A 17126-nucleotide genomic window follows, 5' to 3' on the forward strand; every position below is an offset into this window, starting at 1 on the left:
AGAACAAGAACAACAAGAACAAGTAAGAACTGTTCCGTATAATAAATCATTTAAGGATATGAATAATGATGAAAAAATTCATTTTTTATTAAACCGCCCTCATTACATTCCGAAAGTAAGGTGCAGAATAAAAACAGCTACAGTTTCTTATGTTGGATCGATCATATCGTATCGTAATGGTATTGTATCTATTATGCCGCAAAATAGCATGAGAGATATTAGGTTGTCTATAGATGATATCCAATCGATTAGTATGGCCGGTTTTTAAATATGTAAAGGTGGTAGAAAGCTTCTACCACCCCAATAGTTTTTTAGTTTACTTTACGATAGAAACGTCGCGTAAGCATTGAATCGCACAGAAACAGCTTAAATCAACAGTAATGCAAGTAGTTGTAGATATTAATCTTGCATTTGGTACAGCTAAAAACGTACAAATTGGATCGTCACCAGGTGGTACCGGAGTACCGTCACCTAATACTACAGTTAATACACGTAGCACAGCACAGCTATCATCATCTACGCTTTCCACACGGAAAATTGGAGATCGGCAGCTAGTAAGGCTTGATGATGGTGCAAATGCTTCAAAAGGTTCTCCAGTTTTTGTGTATAAAATAAAAGGGCGTGTATTTGCTACTGATGCAGTGTTATGTGCACCTAAAAATGGGATTTCACAACCAGATCCACACGTTGTTGTAGAACAATCTTGTAATTCATTGATGAATTTTACAACGTCAACTACACAATGAGAAGAGCCATGGTGTTTATTTTCGTTACAACTCATTAATGTCACTCCTTATCTTCTTGTTTGTATTTACATTAATAAGATATTGGAGTCGAGGAGATTTGGTCACAATCTCAAGACCTTTTTTTTTAAATAGGCGAAAGAAGATAAGGGAAGGTGGAATTATGCTATTTACAAGCTGGCTTTTATTTTTTATTTTCGCGTTAGCAGCCTTTAGGCTCACTCGTTTAATTGTTTATGATAAAATTACAGCCTTTTTGCGAAGACCATTTATTGATGAATTAGAGATTACGGAGCCAGATGGAAGTGTATCAACGTTTACAAAAGTGAAAGGTAAAGGATTAAGAAAGTGGATTGGCGAATTATTAAGCTGTTATTGGTGTACAGGTGTATGGGTTAGTGCTTTTTTATTAGTTTTATATAATTGGATTCCTATCGTTGCGGAGCCGTTACTTGCATTATTAGCTATTGCAGGAGCAGCAGCAATCATTGAAACGATTACAGGATATTTTATGGGAGAATAATATATTTTCATAATAAGAGAAAAAGCGGAGTTTAAAAGAATGAGGGAACGGAAATAAAGAGTTGTTCATATAGTAAATAGACAGAATTGACAGTAGAGGAGATGTTTGCTGTGAGCAATAATCCTAGGCAAAATTCATATGACCTGCAGCAGTGGTATCAAATACAGCAACAGCACCATGCACAACAACAGGCATATCAAGAACAATTACAACAACAAGGATTTGTGAAGAAAAAGGGATGCAATTGTGGGAAAAAGAAGAACACAATAAAACACTATGAAGAATGAAACACTCATGTTACTGTGAGTGTTTTTTATTATACATATAAAAAGCGGTATTTCTGTATTAGAAATACCGCTTTTTACTAGCTAATTTGTGCAACTGTTAATGCTGCTGCACGGATGTCTACAGTTCCAATTAACTCAACTGGTACAATTTGAATTAAGTCACCAGGATTTAAGTTAATAAGAATAACACCGCTGGATACGTCTACTTCACCAGTACCAATAACGTTAGAACGAACCGCTGTACCTGATCCAGGAATAATGTTAGCTGGCGTACCTAATGATAAGAAGAAACGACCAGCTTCTGGTGCAACAGGTGCATTATCAAGACTAATTGTTAATGTATAACTGATTTGATAAATACCAGCTCGTAGAATTCGAATACCATCTCCAACACTTACTGTATCATTTATTACAGGAACAGTAATATTTGGGTTTGGACTTACACTAGGTAATAGTAGTGGTGTAAATAGTGAAGCGAACTGAGGTGCAGACGCGTTGAAAGCAAAACCGAAGGCAGGTAGTGTACTAGCTGGTTTTGCCTCGCAATCAATTTTAGTAAATTCGCAATCAGAAGAGAACATGTTTTTCACTCCTTTATCTGTTTCTACTTTCAGTTAATGAAAAGGACAGGTTCTATGTTCTAGACAAGTTCCCAATTTTAAGAAATTTACATAATAATACTCGTTAAGCATGGATTGGGTGGCAGAATTATCTGCCACCCAATCCATACTTAACGCATTATTTAGTTTTAAATTGTAACATCGCGTAAGCATTGAATCGCACAGAAGCAACTTAAATCAACAGTAATGCAAGTAGAGGTTGATACTAATCTTGCATTTGGTACAGCTAAAAACGTACAGATGGGATCGTCAGTAGGTGGTACAGGGGAGTTATCACCTAATACTACAGTTAATACACGTAATACAGCACAATCATCATCATCTATACTTTCTACGCGGAAAATTGGAGATCGGCAGCTAGTAAGACTTGCTGATGGTGCAAATGCTTCAAAAGGTGCTCCGGCTTTTGTGTATAAAATAAAAGGACGTGTATTAGCTACTGATGCAGTGTTATGTGCACCTAAAAATGGAACTTCGCAACCAGATCCACATGTTGTTGTTGCACAGTCTTGCAGTTCATGTATAAAGCGAACGACATTCGATACACAGTTGAAATCACAATCATGTTCATGATGGTCTTCGTTACAATTGCAGCTCATTATGTTCACTCCTTATCGTGAGTTCTGACATACACTATTACAATATGAGTGGGATATGGCTGATATTACGTTAATTCTCACGATAAAAACAAGGAATTTATATAGGAGGGATGTACATAATGTGATATAAAAAAAGACATCCTTATTTAGTGGATGTCTTTTCAGGTAAATCTTTTCGCACAGTATATAAAAAACGAGATATATCTAATTTCTTTCCTCTGAAAAATTGCGGAGAAGAAATGTAAAGCTCTTCTTTCGCACGTGTAATGGCGACATACAGTAATCGGCGTTCTTCTTCTAACGCTTCAGAAGTTTCCGTAATACGATCATTTGCATCTTTTAAAGAAGAAGTATGGGGCAGGATTCCATCACTCGCTCCAAGTAAAAAGACACATGGAAATTCAAGGCCTTTTGCGTTATGAATTGACATAAGTGAAACGGCATCTTTTTGCGGCATTGTTTTTAATGCTTCCATTTCCTTTTGACCTTGAATCGCCTCGTCGATAAATTGTAAATAAGCTGGAATATCGGTGAAACGAGTTGCAGACTCCATTAATTCTTCCAACATTTCTTCTTGTATGTCTTTATGCATCGTAAAGGAAGAACGATCGTTACTTTGTAAGTACTCTAAATATTTTCCTTTACCATGTATGATTTCTTTTAATGCTTTTTTCGGTTCTAATTCTTTAATAAATTTAATAAAATCGATGCGCTCATTTACCTTTTTCACTTGAAAAGGTTTTAAGCTCGGATTTAATAATAAGAAATGAAGAAGAGAAGGAAAACGGCCTTCACCATATTTCCATTGTTCACGTTCAATAAATGAAATACAATCATCACGTCCGATATACATCGTCGGCAATATGTTTGAAAGTGATTCTAGTCGAAACGGCTCAATCACGAGTCTTAAATGATCTAATACAGGCTTAATTAAAGAATGTTCATAAAATGATTGGCTCGCCCCGTGTTTAATAAACGGAATTTTATGAATGGTAAGCTGATCAAGTAACGAACGGCTTACAGAATGTGTGCGATACAGTAAACAAAAATCTTTATAGTTTCGGTCACCGCTATCTACTTTTTCTTGAATGAGCTGCAAAATTTGATTTGCTTCATCAAGAGTTGTAGCAGGTCTTGCATAAAAAGGTTGTACACCTTCCTCACGAACGGAGTATAGCTCTTTATCAAACCGTTCTTGATTTAATTTTATAACTTCATTTCCAAGCCCGACGATAAAGGGATTGGATCGATAATTCGTATTTAGTGCAATGATTGTTGTGTTATCAAATTCTTTTGGAAAAGATAAAATAATTTGGTGACTTGCCCCTCGCCAGCCATAAATTGCTTGATCATCATCACCTGCGATGAACAAATTATTTCTTGGCGTGGCTAACAATTTTACAATTTCATATTGTGCATAGGATGTATCTTGAAACTCATCTACTTCAATGTAGTGAAAACGTTGTTGTAATTGAGTTAGTAAAGGAGCATTATTTTCTAACATATAATATGTTTCCAATAAGATGTCATCGAAATCAATATAATTGTATCGTTGTTTTACCTCTTCAAAACGTTCATATACTTCTTTAAATTCTTGTTCGACTGGCGTTTCCGCCTTTACATCTTTCGGACGATTTAATTTGTTTTTCTCAAGTGAAATCATCGCGAGGATCGTTTCCGAATCATAATCGTCTTTTAAACGCAATTCTTTTAAGATTTTCTTTATCATAATTTGTTTATGTTTTTCATTTGCTAAAATTTGCTGATTATACCCTTGACTACGAAGCAATTTTAAGAAAACAGAGTGGAATGTACCAGCAACAACGTAGCTACTTGCTGCATGATTCATACCTGGTAACTTTGCAACACGACTTCGGATTTCTTCAGCTGCTTTTTGTGTAAATGTAAGTAATAAAATATTTCTTGGATGAACTTGTTTTACATTTACTAAATAACCAACGCGAGTTGTTAAAACAGATGTTTTCCCGCTTCCAGCACCAGCTAGTGTAAGAACAGGACCTTCTGTTGTGCGCACGGCTTCTAATTGTTTTTCGTTTAAAAAAACATTTTGTTGTTCGAGAGCGCGGAAATAAGCCGCATCTACATCTTCTTCCATAATTAAATGGGTAGATGTTTTCGGAGTATGATATGTCGCACGCGGAATATCAGCGTGTGTTAACGATTTTTGTGAAAATTTTTCTTGTGTCATATATTCACCTTCAAAACTATAGCATCAACATTTAACTTTAGCGGAAGAAAAAGAAAATAGCAATGTAAAAAAACAGGAGGGGTCACCTCCTGCTTTCAAATCACAATTCTTTTATCATTACGACGTGCGGGATATTTGCTTCCATAAATACATCAGAACTCGTTACATATCCAAGTTTTTTATAGAAATCTTCAGCATGTGTTTGAGCATGAAGTTTCAATTTTGGTAGCGAATTTTCCTTTGCATACGCTTCAAGCGCATCCATAACAATTTTTCCGATGCCTTTTTTTCGATGGGAACCTAGCACGCAAATGCGTTCCACTTTTCCTATACCATCAAGGGTGCGAAAACGTCCAGCACCAACTGGAACATCATTGTCATATATAACAACGTGTGTTGAAGTTTCTTCAAACTCATCGTACTCTTCTTCAGCAGAGACACGTTGTTCATTTACAAACACTTGTTTACGTACAGAGAATGCATCTCTTAGTTGTTCGTCCGTTTGTACAATCTGTGCGTGCAAATTAGTTGTTCCCCTTTCCAAGATGGAATGTTTCGTGTACAGTCCATGTTCCATTTTCTAATTGATATAGAAGATGGAAACGATCAATTGGTTGTTCATAATAGAAATCTTTCATACGTAATCGCCCCAATACATCAGCATGCTCTGCATCTGATAAGCCTTGTCCGATTGTTAAGTGAGGTACGAAAGCATATTCGCGTTCTTGCGTGAATAACCCGCCATGCATTTCTTCATTTAAGAAAGTAAGTTCAGGTGTTTTTTCTACTTTAAAATAAAGGACGTTATTAACAGGTGCGAATGAACCGACTTTCCCAACATGAAGGGTGAAAGGGTTCGTTTTACCTGCGATTGTATGTAGCTCGTTTACAATCGATTCTAATTGTTCATCTTGCGTCTCAAAGGGTGTTTTCAATGTAATATGTGGCGGAACTAATGCGTAGTGTGGGTCATAACGCTTACGCAATCCGTTCGCTTTATCTTGAATCATTTTAGATGGAAAAATTACAATGCCTAATTTCATGTTCCAATTCCTCCCTTTGTAAGTCTAGTTAGATTTTGAGATAAATAGATCTCTTCGTCTATTATATCAAATTATTCTGAATACTGCTCTCTATTATTTCATTGATAGAATATGAGAGAAGGCTTTTGGTAAATCAGTTTGCCAATATTTCCAAGTATGATTACCTTCAAACTCTTCGTAATGCGTAATGAAATTTCTATCTGTAAGAAGTGTATTTAACTCACGGTTCGGTTCTACGAAATCAGATACTTGTCCATCAGTACGCTTTACAGCCGTTTCTTCTGTGCCGATGACGTGATACAGTTCTAATGCTTGTGGATCTTTGAAGTCTTTTGCTAAGTTCATTACTGTCTCATCCACAAATGGTGATTGCATAACGACTTTACCGAATGTATGCGGATACATAAGTGCAGTCATAAAGGAAACTGTTCCGCCAAGAGAATCACCAATTAAAACACGACCTTTTCCCATTTGGTACGTTGGATAATTTTCATCAATATATGGTGCAAGTTCATGAGCAAGGAAACGTATATATGCAGCATTTTTTACTTCATTTGGGAAATATTTTTCTTTACGATCATGTACATTTTTATATGGAATACCGACAATAATTGTACGGTCAATTTCTTCAGTTTCACGAAGGCGCTCAATTACACGATGCGCTTTACCGAGCTGAAAATAATCTCTACCATCTTGTGCAATTACAACTGTATGTTTGTGCAGTGGTGTGTAATTTACTGGTAAATAAACGAGAAGTGTAACGTCTTCTTGAAGTGATGCGCTATAAAATGAAATTTCTTCAATTCTCCCTATTGTTTGACTCATGTAGATCCCCCTAAATAAAAATTTACTGTAACGATTGTAAGAGCGACGCTTGTAGTGAAAAAGGAAATAAATATTCACTAATTGGTGCCTTAATTTCTATTTTACCATAATGGTACGAAGAATCTAAAAAATTAGTATTTAAGTCACGAAAGAAAACGGATATAATGAAGTGGGATTTTTGACAGGTGAGAGGGGAGACAGGATTTGAAACAAGAAAAGTCAATCGCACTACCATTAGCTATTTCTATAATTGCCATTTCTTTTGCAGCAGTTTTTGTAAAGATGTCCTCAGCACCATCTTCTATTTTAAGTATGTACCGCTTATGGATTATCGTACTTATTATGCTGCCTATCGTATGGAAAAAACGGGAAGAGTTTAGTAAGATTCAAATAAAAGATTGGGGATTTTTAATTGGATCTGGTTTCTTTTTAGCACTTCATTTTCTATTATGGTTTGAATCTTTAAAGCATACGACAGTTGCGAGTTCGACGATTATTTTAGCGCTTCAACCAATCGTATCTTTAATTGGAGGTTTTTTCTTATTTAAAGAAAGAACAACATACTCAGCTATTGCAACGATGGGAATTGCGATATTAGGCGTAATGTGTATTGGTTGGGGAGATTTAGGGCTAAGTGAACAAGCAATTTATGGAGATATATTATCCTTTTTAAGTGTAATAGCGGTTGTCGGTTATTTATTTATCGGGCAAACGACAGTAAAGAAAGTATCACACTGGATTTACAGCTTTACAGTTTTTGCATTCGCAGGTATTTTTATGGGAATTTATAATATAGTACTGCAAGTGCCTTTTACAGGTTATACGAAGTGGGATTGGACCGTTTTTCTTTTACTTGCGGTTGTCCCGACAGTGTCACACGTCATTAATAATTGGTTATTAAACTACGTAAATGCAACAACAATTTCAATGAGTATTTTAGGAGAACCCGTTGGAGCATCTATACTAGCGTTCTTCTTACTCGGTGAAAGACTAAATGCCATGCAAATTATCGGTAGCATGCTCGTATTATTTGGTGTATCTGTTTTCTTACTACAGCAACAAAAACGAACAGCAAAAAATGTAGTAAACGAGCCGGCGTATACACAGGAATTATAATGTTAGAGGAGAAAAGAGAAGTTGTGATACTTCTCTTTTTGTTTTATATAAATACGGGTGTGGAAGGGGGAAGGAAATGGAATTCCCATCAAAAAAAGATGTATGGCTATATCCGATTTTTTTCGTTGTCATTGGAGCGTGTTTTGCTCCCCTATTTGCAGGTAGAGAATATTTTCTTTTATTTTTTACAATTTCATTAGCGATATTATTTATTTGGAGTTGGTTTTCGACAAAATACATCGTCGGAGAAGAAACAATTACAATTAGATCAGGTTTCGTTAAAAAGCGCATATTTATACGAGATATAAAACAAGTTTTAAATACAAAAAATCCAATAGCAGCCCATGCATTGTCATTTGATCGACTTGAAATTGTTTATGGTGCACATCAAACAGAAATTATTTCTCCTAAAGATAAAGAGCAATTCATCAATCTTGTTAAAAGTAAAAATCCACACATTGAAATAAAGTAAAAGAGTGGCTTCGTAGCCACTCTTTTACTTTGGATTTGTCATATAAGGTTGTACGTGAATGATACATAGGTCACGGAACTTTCCTTCAGCAGTTGTGACAATTACGACTGCTCTACCTGCACTTTTTCCAGTAATCGTTACCGTGTCCCCCTTTGGATACAGTGTGATAACATCAGCATTCATATTCGTCCAAAGAAGTTCTTTATTTGTTGCCTGCATTGGCAAAACGGAAGCTGATAACTCAGTGCTTTGGCCAGTTCTTACTTTTAACTTATTTTTTTCCATATGAACACCGATGACTGAAATAACAGAAGGAGCAATTGTAATTTTAGGTGGATTAGGTTGTATGTTCAAACAAGACGCAGAAGTATTGGTGATAGGTGAAAATTTTCGTGTTTGTTGTTGCTGGAAAGCTGCTAACATATTGGAGTCCCCTTTCTGTATAAGTGCTGATAGTAATACTATAAAGGAGTAGTGTTACGTTTAATTTAACGAAACATAAAGAAATTGTTAAATTCGAGCAGAAGATCGTCGAACTTTGATATAAAGAAAGCTCTGCTGATACGATAACAGCAGAGCTTTCCCTTTATAGATTATGACTATGTTGTTTTTCGAAATTCTCAAATTGCTCTTCAACTTCTTTTGAAGGTTGTGTTAGTAAACTAACAATTACGATAGCTAGTAAACTAATAGCGAAACCTGGAATCATTTCATATAAGAAATCTTTTAAGAATTTGAATTGAGTCCATATAATAACAGTAGCGGCACCAGAAACCATACCAGCAAGCGCGCCCCATTTCGTCATACGTTTCCAATATAAGCTTAATAAAATAGCAGGTCCGAATGAAGAACCGAACCCAGCCCAAGCATATCCAACAAGAGCTAAAATCGTATCATTTTGTTTAAGTGCTAATGCACATCCAATTAAAGCAATAACAAGAACAGCCATACGACCGACAAATACAAGTTCTTTATCAGAAGCATCACGCTTAAAGAATGTTCTATATAAGTCTTCTGTTACTGCACTCGAAGTAACGAGAAGTTGAGAAGAAATTGTACTCATAATAGCTGCTAAAATAGCTGCTAATAAAAATCCAGTAATAAGTGGATGGAATAAAATAGTGCCAAGTTCAACGAAAATCGTTTCTGGATCAGAAAGTTTTAAACCTGCTTTTGAATAGTATGCAATACCGATAAGGCCAGTAAACATAGCTCCAGCAACAGAGAAAATCATCCAGCTCATACCAATACGTCGTGCACTTTTAATTTCTTTTACAGAAGAAATCGCCATAAAGCGTACAATAATATGTGGTTGTCCAACATAACCAAGGCCCCATGCGAATAATGAAATAATTCCTAATACAGAAGTACCTTTAAAAATATCTAATAATGCCGGATCGATAGATTTAATTGTTTCAAATGCTGGACCAAGTCCATTTACGTGCATAATTGTTACGACTGGAACAAGAATAAGAGCGACTACCATAATGATTCCTTGCACGAAGTCTGTCCAACTTACAGCTAAAAATCCACCAAATAATGTGTAAGCTACGACAACTCCACCAACGATAAGAAGACCAACATGGTAATTGAGTCCAAATGAATTTTCGAATAATACAGCACCAGAGACAAATCCTGAAGCTACATAAAACGTGAAAAATATCATAATAACAAGTCCAGATACTAAACGTAGCATATGGGATTTGTCGTGGAAACGGTGTTCCAAAAATTCTGGGATAGTAATAGAGTTATTTGCAATTTCAGAGTAGGTACGTAAGCGAGGAGCGACATAAAGCCAGTTTGCATATGCGCCTAATGTTAGGCCAATCGCAATCCAGCTACTACTTAATCCAACGCTAAACATTGCACCGGGTAAGCCCATTAAAAGCCAACCACTCATATCAGCTGCTCCAGCACTTAATGCTGTTACTGCGGGGCCTAGTGTACGCCCGCCAAGCATATAATCTGTTAAGTTGGATGTTTGCTTATAAGCGAAATAGCCGATAATTAGCATCCCGAGCATGTAAATAGAGATAGAAGTTAAAATTAACATCTGCGTACTCATGTAGTTCCCCTTTCTTTTGTCAGGTCTTTTGATGCGTTATGCATATTTATCCCGCATGAACGGGCAGTAAAACTCCCACCTTAAAATTGGATGGGCAAGGAAGTTAGGTGGGAGATCAACTGCCCGTAAATGCCCGATTAGTTCAACTAATAATAAGTGGGGGATGAACAAAACCCCCACTTATTAAAGTTTCACTTTATAATCTATCATGATTATTCTGAAAAATCCATATAGAAATATGAATTTTCAGAAATGTAAGCGTTTTTTGATGTGATTTTACTTTTTTAATATATAATATTCATACAAAAAACCTTATTTTTAATAGAGTATTTATTATATTTACATAAAAAGAGGTTGTTTTGTCAATATAATATTGAAAGGAAAGAAAAATAAAATTTTTAAAAAAGTATTGACTTGTGAAAAAAGTCAGGTCTATAATGAGTGCAACTTAAAAAAATGCAAGCGTTGATGAAGAAGAGTACACATGATGAACATGTCAGAGAGCTGATGGTTGGTGCGAATCAGTATGGAATTGATGTGGAATGGGCTTCGGAGCTTCCAAACCGAAACGAAAGAAGTAGGCTTTGGCGACATGATCTCATCGATACAAGAGACACGTATTGTTTTTGATACGGTAAAGTGCGTTACATTTGTAACGAATTAAGGTGGCACCACGGGAGTACCCGTCCTTTCTATAGGATGAGTACTCCCTTTTTGTGTATAAAAAATTAAATAAATGAAATCGTTTAAGTAAGAAGAGTACGTATATTGGAGACGTTACAGAGAGCCGGGAATAGGTGGGAGCCCGGTACGGTGCCATATACGGAATGGGCTTACGAGAGGTATGCTGAACAATTATTTTCAGTAGGCAACCCGGGTTCCGCCGTTACAAGGATAAGGTATAAATTTTGTACCTGAACAAAGCGGGATGCTTTTGCATCCAACACGAGGTGGTACCGCGGTATATTTATCGTCCTCTACATATTTTCGATATGTAGGGGACTTTTTTATTTTTCAGAGTGAGGTGAAGGACATGATGACGAAAGAAGAATTTATAAAACAAAAAAGAGAGAGAAAGACATTTTTAGTAATCACTGAAGAAGAAGGAGATAGCATTACGCCAATTTCTTTATATAGACGTATGAAAGGGAAGAAGAAATTTTTATTAGAAAGTTCACAGCTTCATCAAGATAAAGGGCGTTATTCTTACTTAGGATGTAATCCTTATGGAGAGGTGACAAGCGTTGGTACGGAAGTAGAAAGAATGATATATGGGCAAACAGAAAAGTTAAAAGGTAACGTACTACAAGTGTTAGAAGAAGTAATCGCATCATCACAAGTAGATAGCCCATTTCCATTTTGCGGAGGAGCAGTTGGTTATATTGGATATGATGTCATTCGGCAGTATGAAAACATTGGAGCGGATTTACACGACCCATTAAATATTCCGGAAGTACACCTTTTACTATATCGTGAGTTTATCGTTTACGATCATTTACGCCAAAAGTTGTCGTTTGTATATGTATGCAGGGAAGATGATTCAGCAGATTATGAGGAAGTATACGAAAGGCTACGAGTATACAAAGAGGAAGTGCTACAAGGAGAAGAAGCTGAAGTAAATGCAATACAATCCACATTATCATTCACTTCTTCTATAACGGAAAAAGAGTTTTGTGAGATGGTAGAAATGGCGAAAGAACATATAAGAGCTGGGGACATATTCCAAGTCGTACTGTCACAGCGTTTGCAAAGTGAATGTATTGGTGATCCATTCGCGTTATACCGAAAACTTCGAATTGCAAATCCATCACCATATATGTTCTATATCGATTTTCAAGATTATGTTGTACTCGGTTCTTCACCGGAAAGTTTGCTATCAGTAAGGGAGAATAAAGTGATGACGAATCCAATTGCTGGTACGAGGCCGAGGGGGAAAACGAAGAGGGAAGATGAGGAAATCGAAAAAGAACTGTTGGAAGATGAGAAAGAACGAGCGGAGCATATGATGCTTGTAGATCTTGGGCGAAATGATATTGGCAGAGTGAGTGAAATTGGATCCGTGACGATAGATAAATATATGAAAGTAGAAAAATATTCTCACGTTATGCACATTGTATCTGAAGTTTACGGAACATTGCGAAAACAAACGAGCGGATTTGATGCGTTAGCGTATTGCTTACCAGCAGGGACAGTTTCTGGAGCTCCGAAAATTAGAGCGATGGAAATTATAAATGAGCTAGAGAATGAAAAAAGAAACGTATACGCCGGAGCAGTTGGATACGTTAGTTTTTCAGGGAATCTTGATATGGCACTTGCCATTCGAACGATGGTCGTAAAGGATGAAAAAGCATACGTTCAGGCCGGAGCAGGAGTCGTTTACGATTCAGATCCAGTAGCTGAATATGAAGAAACATTAAATAAAGCGAGAGCGCTATTGGAGGTAATGAAATGATTGTACTAATTGATAATTATGATTCATTTACTTATAACTTGTATCAACTGTTAGGTGAATACGAAGAAGATATTGTAGTCGTAAGAAATGATCAAATAACGATAGAACAGCTAGAAGAGATGAATCCAACAGGAATTGTGCTTTCACCAGGACCAGGAAAACCAGAGGATGCTGGTATTTGTATCGAAGTGATTCGTCATTTTTATAAGAACGTTCCCATATTAGGGATTTGTCTTGGCCACCAAGCGATCATAGCCGCATTTGGAGGAGACATTGTTAGAGCAGAACGTATTAAACACGGAAAAACATCGCGTGTGAAACATAACGGAACGTCAATCTTTTCATACGTTACACAGCCGCTGACGGCGATGCGCTATCATTCCCTTGTTGCAGAGCAAACGAGCTTGCCAGATTGTTTTGACATATTAGCGACAGCGATGGACGACGGAGAAATAATGGCAGTCTGTCACAATTATTATCCGCTCTTCGGATTACAGTTTCATCCGGAATCAATCGCAACAGAAGAAGGCGGAAAGTTAATACGTGCCTTTTTAACAGAAGTAAAAGAGGAGGAAAGAGTATGAATAACTATCTTCGTAAATTAGTGGAGGGTCAACATTTAACAGAAGAGGAAATGTATAAAGCAGGACTACTTTTATTAAGTGAAAACATATTAGAAAGTGAAATTGCAGCTTTCTTAGTCTTACTGAAAGCGAAAGGTGAAACTGCAGAAGAAATATACGGTCTCGTTCGAGCTCTTCGCGAAAAGGCATTGCCGTTTTCGAACCATATACAAGGAGCAATGGACAATTGCGGGACGGGTGGTGACGGTGCTCAAACGTTTAATATTAGCACAACATCAGCATTCGTACTGGCAGGAGCAGGTGTAAAGGTTGCAAAACATGGTAATCGTGCCGTTTCTAGTAAAACAGGAAGTGCAGACTTATTAGAAGAACTAGGTGTAAATATTAGTAGTACGCCAAACGAGATTGATTATTTACTAGAGCATGTGGGCATTGCCTTCTTATTTGCACCAGCAATGCATCCAGCACTAAGGCGCATTATGAAAATAAGAAAAGAGTTAAACGTGCCGACAATCTTTAATTTAATTGGTCCTTTAACAAATCCAGTGAATTTAGAAACACAATTTGTCGGTATTTATAAACGAGATATGTTATTACCAGTTGCACAAGTATTACAAAAGTTAGGCCGGAAACAAGCGCTTGTCGTAAATGGAAGTGGTTTTTTAGATGAAGCGTCATTACAAGGGGAAAATCAAGTAGTCCTTTTAAAAGATAATGAAATAGTAGAAATGAATATTGATCCAGAAAATTATGGTTTTTCAAGAGTGAAAAATGAAGAAATTAGAGGGGGGAATTCACAAGAAAATGCAAAGATTACAGTCGGCGTATTGAGTGGAGAAAAGAGTGTTTACCGCGATACAGTGTTATTAAATGCAGGTCTAGCCCTTTTTGCAAATGGAAAAACAGAAACGATTGAAGAAGGAATTAAACTAGCAACACATAGCATTGACTCTGGAAAAGCATTAACCAAATTAAACTTATTAATTGCAGCAAGCAACGAAAAATTAGAAAGGGTGAACTAAAGTGGGGACGATTTTAGATAAAATTGTAGAACAGAAGAAAAAGGAAGTTGCGGAGTTATATGAAACGTATACACCAGTCAAAACAAAAAGAAAGACACATTCACTTGTAGAAGCGTTACAGCAGTTTACTGTCATTGCAGAAGTAAAGCGAGCATCACCATCAAAAGGAGATATCAATTTACACGTTGACGTACGAAAACAAGTGGGAACATATGAAGACTGTGGGGCAGGAGCAGTATCTGTTTTAACAGATGGTCAATTTTTTAAAGGATCGTTTCACGATTTACAAACAGCAAGAGAAGAAAGTAACATTCCGCTTTTATGTAAAGATTTCATAATCGATAAGATTCAAATCGATAGAGCGTATGAAACGGGAGCAGATATTATTTTACTAATCGTAGCAGCGTTAACGAAAGAAAAGTTAAAAGAGTTGTATAGCTACGTGTTAGAAAAAGGATTGGAAGCGATTGTTGAAGTTCATGATGAACAGGAATTAGAAACTGCGATCCAACTAAATCCACATGTTATTGGCATTAATAATCGTAATTTAAAAACGTTCGAAGTAGATTTAAGCCAAACTGAAAAGTTAGGAAAACGATTGAATGAGGAGAAATTACTTTGGATTAGTGAAAGTGGCATTCATTCAAAAGAAGATATTACCCGCGTTAAAAGAGCTGGAGCAAAAGGTGTATTAGTTGGAGAGGCACTTATGACATCATCTTCTATTAGTAGCTTTTTTGAAGATTGTAAGGTGAATATATGAAAGTGAAAATTTGTGGTATTACTGATGTTGAAACAGCAAAATGTGCTTGCGAATACGGAGCAGATGCAATCGGATTTGTTTTTGCAGAAAGTAAGCGGAAAATTACTCTGGGGCTAGCGAAAGAAATTATTGGGGAGCTTCCAGCACACGTATTAAAAATCGGGGTTTTCGTAAATGAATCAGTTGAAGTGATTCAGAAGATTGCAGATGAGTGCGGGTTAACGCATGTGCAACTACATGGGGATGAAGAGAATCATCAAATTAGAAGATTGAATATTCCGTCTATAAAATCGCTAGGAGTAACTTCAGAGAGTGATATGAAAAGCGCTCAAACATATGAAACGGATTATATATTGTTTGATAGCCCGAAAGAAAAGTTTCATGGAGGAAATGGAAAGACATTTTCATGGGAATTACTTGAGCATATGCCAAAAGAGTTGCGAAAGAAAACGATATTAGCTGGTGGATTAAACATCCTTAACATAGAAGAAGCAATTCGAACTGTTCGGCCATATATGGTCGATGTAAGTAGCGGAGTAGAGACAGAAGGAAAGAAAGATCTAAAGAAAATAAAACAATTTATTATAAAATCGAAGGAGTGTTCCAAATGAACTACGCATATCCAGATGAAAAAGGTCACTACGGTATATACGGAGGACGATACGTTCCAGAAACGTTAATGCAATCTGTATTAGAACTAGAAGAAGCATATAAAGAAGCGATGCAAGATGAAGCGTTTCAAAAGGAATTAAATCATTATTTAAAAACGTACGTTGGAAGGGAAACACCGCTTTATTTCGCTGAAAATATGACGAAGTATTGCGGTGGTGCAAAGATTTATTTAAAACGTGAAGATTTGAACCATACAGGAGCTCATAAAATTAACAATACAATCGGTCAGGCACTACTTGCAGTACGAATGGGCAAGAAAAAAGTTGTCGCTGAAACAGGAGCAGGACAACACGGAGTGGCAACTGCTACTGTATGTGCCCTACTCGGATTAGAATGCGTCATCTTTATGGGAGAGGAAGATGTGAGACGTCAAAAATTAAATGTGTTCCGAATGGAATTACTCGGAGCGAAAGTAGAAAGTGTAGCGGCAGGTAGCGGCACATTAAAAGATGCAGTGAACGAGGCGCTTCGCTACTGGGTTTCACACGTGCACGATACACACTACATTATGGGATCCGTTCTCGGGCCACATCCATTCCCGCAAATTGTCCGTGATTTCCAAAGTGTAATTGGAAATGAAACGAAAAAACAATATGAGGCGTTAGAAGGAAAGTTACCAGAAGCAGTCGTTGCTTGTATTGGCGGTGGTAGTAATGCGATGGGCATGTTTTATCCGTTCGTACACGATGAAGAGGTCGCTCTTTACGGCGTAGAAGCAGCAGGGAAAGGCGTTCATACAGAAAAGCATGCAGCAACTTTAACGAAAGGAAGCGTCGGTGTTTTACACGGATCAATGATGTATCTTCTGCAAAACGAAGAAGGGCAAATTCAAGAAGCGCACTCTATTTCAGCAGGACTCGATTATCCAGGTGTTGGTCCAGAACATAGCTTGCTAAAAGATATTGGCCGCGTTTCTTATCATTCAATTACTGATGATGAAGCGTTAGAAGCATTTCAATTATTAACGAAAAAAGAAGGAATTATTCCGGCTTTAGAAAGCTCACATGCTGTCGCATATGCATTAAAATTAGCGCCGCAAATGAAGAAAGACGAAGGACTTGTCATTTGCTTATCAGGCCGCGGTGATAAAGATGTAGAGAGTATAAAACGTTATATGGAAGAGGTGTGAAA

At 36.8% G+C, this 17126-nt stretch carries 20 protein-coding genes and 2 other annotated features; of the genes, 11 read left to right on the forward strand and 9 right to left on the reverse strand.

Annotation, left to right across the window (positions count from 1 at the left end; genetic code table 11):
- The coding region (locus tag MR160_RS11905) for a CotO family spore coat protein (protein WP_242297385.1) at positions 1 to 268 on the forward strand (268 nt) is incomplete at its 5' end.
- Positions 269 to 316: 48 nt separating this feature from the next.
- On the opposite strand, the gene exsY is transcribed toward MR160_RS11905, so the two are convergent.
- Positions 317 to 781: an exosporium assembly protein ExsY gene (gene exsY, locus MR160_RS11910; protein WP_001277743.1), complete on the reverse strand. Its 465-nt coding sequence runs from the start codon at positions 779 to 781 to the stop codon at positions 317 to 319.
- 125 nt (positions 782 to 906) lie between these two features.
- Between exsY and MR160_RS11915 the strand changes: the two genes are divergently transcribed.
- Positions 907 to 1266, forward strand: coding sequence for a DUF1360 domain-containing protein (locus tag MR160_RS11915; protein ID WP_000899662.1), 360 nt, complete (start codon positions 907 to 909; stop codon positions 1264 to 1266).
- Positions 1267 to 1367: 101 nt separating this feature from the next.
- Positions 1368 to 1553: a hypothetical protein gene (locus tag MR160_RS11920; protein WP_014894818.1), complete on the forward strand. Its 186-nt coding sequence runs from the start codon at positions 1368 to 1370 to the stop codon at positions 1551 to 1553.
- A 77-nt stretch (positions 1554 to 1630) separates the two neighbouring features.
- Here MR160_RS11920 and exsF read toward each other — a convergent pair whose 3' ends face one another.
- From exsF to MR160_RS11950, 6 genes are all read right to left on the reverse strand, one after another.
- Complete coding sequence (gene exsF / locus MR160_RS11925) at positions 1631 to 2134, reverse strand: exosporium protein ExsF (protein WP_000492933.1); 504 nt, start codon at positions 2132 to 2134, stop codon at positions 1631 to 1633.
- A 167-nt stretch (positions 2135 to 2301) separates the two neighbouring features.
- Positions 2302 to 2772, reverse strand: coding sequence for a spore coat protein CotY (cotY, locus tag MR160_RS11930; RefSeq protein ID WP_001277697.1), 471 nt, complete (start codon positions 2770 to 2772; stop codon positions 2302 to 2304).
- Between the two features lie 142 nt (positions 2773 to 2914).
- Positions 2915 to 4981, reverse strand: a complete 2067-nt coding sequence (locus MR160_RS11935; RefSeq protein ID WP_242297387.1) for an ATP-dependent helicase — start codon at positions 4979 to 4981, stop codon at positions 2915 to 2917.
- A 100-nt stretch (positions 4982 to 5081) separates the two neighbouring features.
- Positions 5082 to 5504, reverse strand: a complete 423-nt coding sequence (locus tag MR160_RS11940) for a GNAT family N-acetyltransferase (RefSeq protein ID WP_000543309.1) — start codon at positions 5502 to 5504, stop codon at positions 5082 to 5084.
- A 1-nt stretch (position 5505) separates the two neighbouring features.
- A complete protein-coding gene (locus MR160_RS11945) occupies positions 5506 to 6024 on the reverse strand; it encodes a YjcG family protein (RefSeq protein WP_000765871.1) in 519 nt (172 codons plus the stop codon).
- 93 nt (positions 6025 to 6117) lie between these two features.
- Positions 6118 to 6849 (reverse strand): alpha/beta hydrolase, encoded by a 732-nt coding sequence (locus MR160_RS11950; RefSeq protein ID WP_000084010.1) that lies wholly within the window; start codon positions 6847 to 6849, stop codon positions 6118 to 6120.
- A 204-nt stretch (positions 6850 to 7053) separates the two neighbouring features.
- Here MR160_RS11950 and MR160_RS11955 point away from each other — a divergent pair, with 204 nt between their 5' ends.
- Complete coding sequence (locus tag MR160_RS11955) at positions 7054 to 7965, forward strand: DMT family transporter (RefSeq protein ID WP_000806947.1); 912 nt, start codon at positions 7054 to 7056, stop codon at positions 7963 to 7965.
- A 76-nt stretch (positions 7966 to 8041) separates the two neighbouring features.
- Positions 8042 to 8437: a PH domain-containing protein gene (locus tag MR160_RS11960; RefSeq protein ID WP_000395656.1), complete on the forward strand. Its 396-nt coding sequence runs from the start codon at positions 8042 to 8044 to the stop codon at positions 8435 to 8437.
- Positions 8438 to 8461: 24 nt separating this feature from the next.
- On the opposite strand, the gene MR160_RS11965 is transcribed toward MR160_RS11960, so the two are convergent.
- Together MR160_RS11965 and putP are read right to left on the reverse strand one after the other, a co-directional pair.
- Complete coding sequence (locus tag MR160_RS11965) at positions 8462 to 8860, reverse strand: Ig-like domain-containing protein (RefSeq protein WP_000878727.1); 399 nt, start codon at positions 8858 to 8860, stop codon at positions 8462 to 8464.
- A 163-nt stretch (positions 8861 to 9023) separates the two neighbouring features.
- Positions 9024 to 10502 (reverse strand): sodium/proline symporter PutP, encoded by a 1479-nt coding sequence (gene putP, locus MR160_RS11970; RefSeq protein ID WP_000107191.1) that lies wholly within the window; start codon positions 10500 to 10502, stop codon positions 9024 to 9026.
- A gap of 456 nt (positions 10503 to 10958) precedes the next feature.
- Positions 10959 to 11196 (forward strand) — a binding site (T-box leader).
- Positions 11197 to 11238: 42 nt separating this feature from the next.
- Positions 11239 to 11483 (forward strand) — a binding site (T-box leader).
- A gap of 52 nt (positions 11484 to 11535) precedes the next feature.
- Between putP and trpE the strand changes: the two genes are divergently transcribed.
- The 6 genes from trpE to trpB are packed head-to-tail and all read left to right on the forward strand — an operon-like array spanning position 11536 to position 17124.
- Entirely contained in the window at positions 11536 to 12954 is a 1419-nt protein-coding gene (gene trpE, locus MR160_RS11975) for an anthranilate synthase component I (RefSeq protein ID WP_002083083.1), read from the forward strand.
- Positions 12951 to 13538, forward strand: coding sequence for an aminodeoxychorismate/anthranilate synthase component II (locus MR160_RS11980; protein WP_063675109.1), 588 nt, complete (start codon positions 12951 to 12953; stop codon positions 13536 to 13538). The genes trpE and MR160_RS11980 overlap by 4 nt, the downstream gene beginning before the upstream one ends.
- Positions 13535 to 14560 carry an anthranilate phosphoribosyltransferase gene (gene trpD, locus MR160_RS11985; RefSeq protein WP_001067363.1) on the forward strand — a complete coding sequence of 342 codons (1026 nt, stop codon included), beginning with the start codon at positions 13535 to 13537 and terminating at the stop codon, positions 14558 to 14560. The genes MR160_RS11980 and trpD overlap by 4 nt, the downstream gene beginning before the upstream one ends.
- Before the next feature lies 1 nt (position 14561).
- Complete coding sequence (gene trpC, locus MR160_RS11990) at positions 14562 to 15323, forward strand: indole-3-glycerol phosphate synthase TrpC (RefSeq protein ID WP_000536711.1); 762 nt, start codon at positions 14562 to 14564, stop codon at positions 15321 to 15323.
- A complete protein-coding gene (locus MR160_RS11995) occupies positions 15320 to 15934 on the forward strand; it encodes a phosphoribosylanthranilate isomerase (protein WP_242297389.1) in 615 nt (204 codons plus the stop codon). Before trpC ends, MR160_RS11995 begins: the two co-directional genes overlap by 4 nt.
- A complete protein-coding gene (trpB, locus tag MR160_RS12000; RefSeq protein WP_001105026.1) occupies positions 15931 to 17124 on the forward strand; it encodes a tryptophan synthase subunit beta in 1194 nt (397 codons plus the stop codon). The genes MR160_RS11995 and trpB overlap by 4 nt, the downstream gene beginning before the upstream one ends.
- The last annotated feature ends 2 nt before the right edge of the window (positions 17125 to 17126 follow it).

This window comes from Bacillus cereus group sp. BfR-BA-01382 (assembly GCF_022663475.1).
In the GTDB taxonomy this organism is placed as follows: Bacteria; Bacillota; Bacilli; order Bacillales; family Bacillaceae_G; genus Bacillus_A; species Bacillus_A thuringiensis_S.

Coding starts and splice junctions, on each gene's coding strand:
- exsY (WP_001277743.1), bottom strand. CDS start 781: ATGAGTTGTAACGAAAATAAACACCATGGCTCTTCTCATTGTGTAGTT.
- MR160_RS11915 (WP_000899662.1), top strand. CDS start 907: ATGCTATTTACAAGCTGGCTTTTATTTTTTATTTTCGCGTTAGCAGCC.
- MR160_RS11920 (WP_014894818.1), top strand. CDS start 1,368: ATGTTTGCTGTGAGCAATAATCCTAGGCAAAATTCATATGACCTGCAG.
- exsF (WP_000492933.1), bottom strand. CDS start 2,134: ATGTTCTCTTCTGATTGCGAATTTACTAAAATTGATTGCGAGGCAAAA.
- cotY (WP_001277697.1), bottom strand. CDS start 2,772: ATGAGCTGCAATTGTAACGAAGACCATCATGAACATGATTGTGATTTC.
- MR160_RS11935 (WP_242297387.1), bottom strand. CDS start 4,981: ATGACACAAGAAAAATTTTCACAAAAATCGTTAACACACGCTGATATT.
- MR160_RS11945 (WP_000765871.1), bottom strand. CDS start 6,024: ATGAAATTAGGCATTGTAATTTTTCCATCTAAAATGATTCAAGATAAA.
- MR160_RS11950 (WP_000084010.1), bottom strand. CDS start 6,849: ATGAGTCAAACAATAGGGAGAATTGAAGAAATTTCATTTTATAGCGCA.
- MR160_RS11960 (WP_000395656.1), top strand. CDS start 8,042: ATGGAATTCCCATCAAAAAAAGATGTATGGCTATATCCGATTTTTTTC.
- MR160_RS11965 (WP_000878727.1), bottom strand. CDS start 8,860: ATGTTAGCAGCTTTCCAGCAACAACAAACACGAAAATTTTCACCTATC.
- putP (WP_000107191.1), bottom strand. CDS start 10,502: ATGAGTACGCAGATGTTAATTTTAACTTCTATCTCTATTTACATGCTC.
- trpE (WP_002083083.1), top strand. CDS start 11,536: ATGATGACGAAAGAAGAATTTATAAAACAAAAAAGAGAGAGAAAGACA.
- MR160_RS11980 (WP_063675109.1), top strand. CDS start 12,951: ATGATTGTACTAATTGATAATTATGATTCATTTACTTATAACTTGTAT.
- trpD (WP_001067363.1), top strand. CDS start 13,535: ATGAATAACTATCTTCGTAAATTAGTGGAGGGTCAACATTTAACAGAA.
- MR160_RS11995 (WP_242297389.1), top strand. CDS start 15,320: ATGAAAGTGAAAATTTGTGGTATTACTGATGTTGAAACAGCAAAATGT.
- trpB (WP_001105026.1), top strand. CDS start 15,931: ATGAACTACGCATATCCAGATGAAAAAGGTCACTACGGTATATACGGA.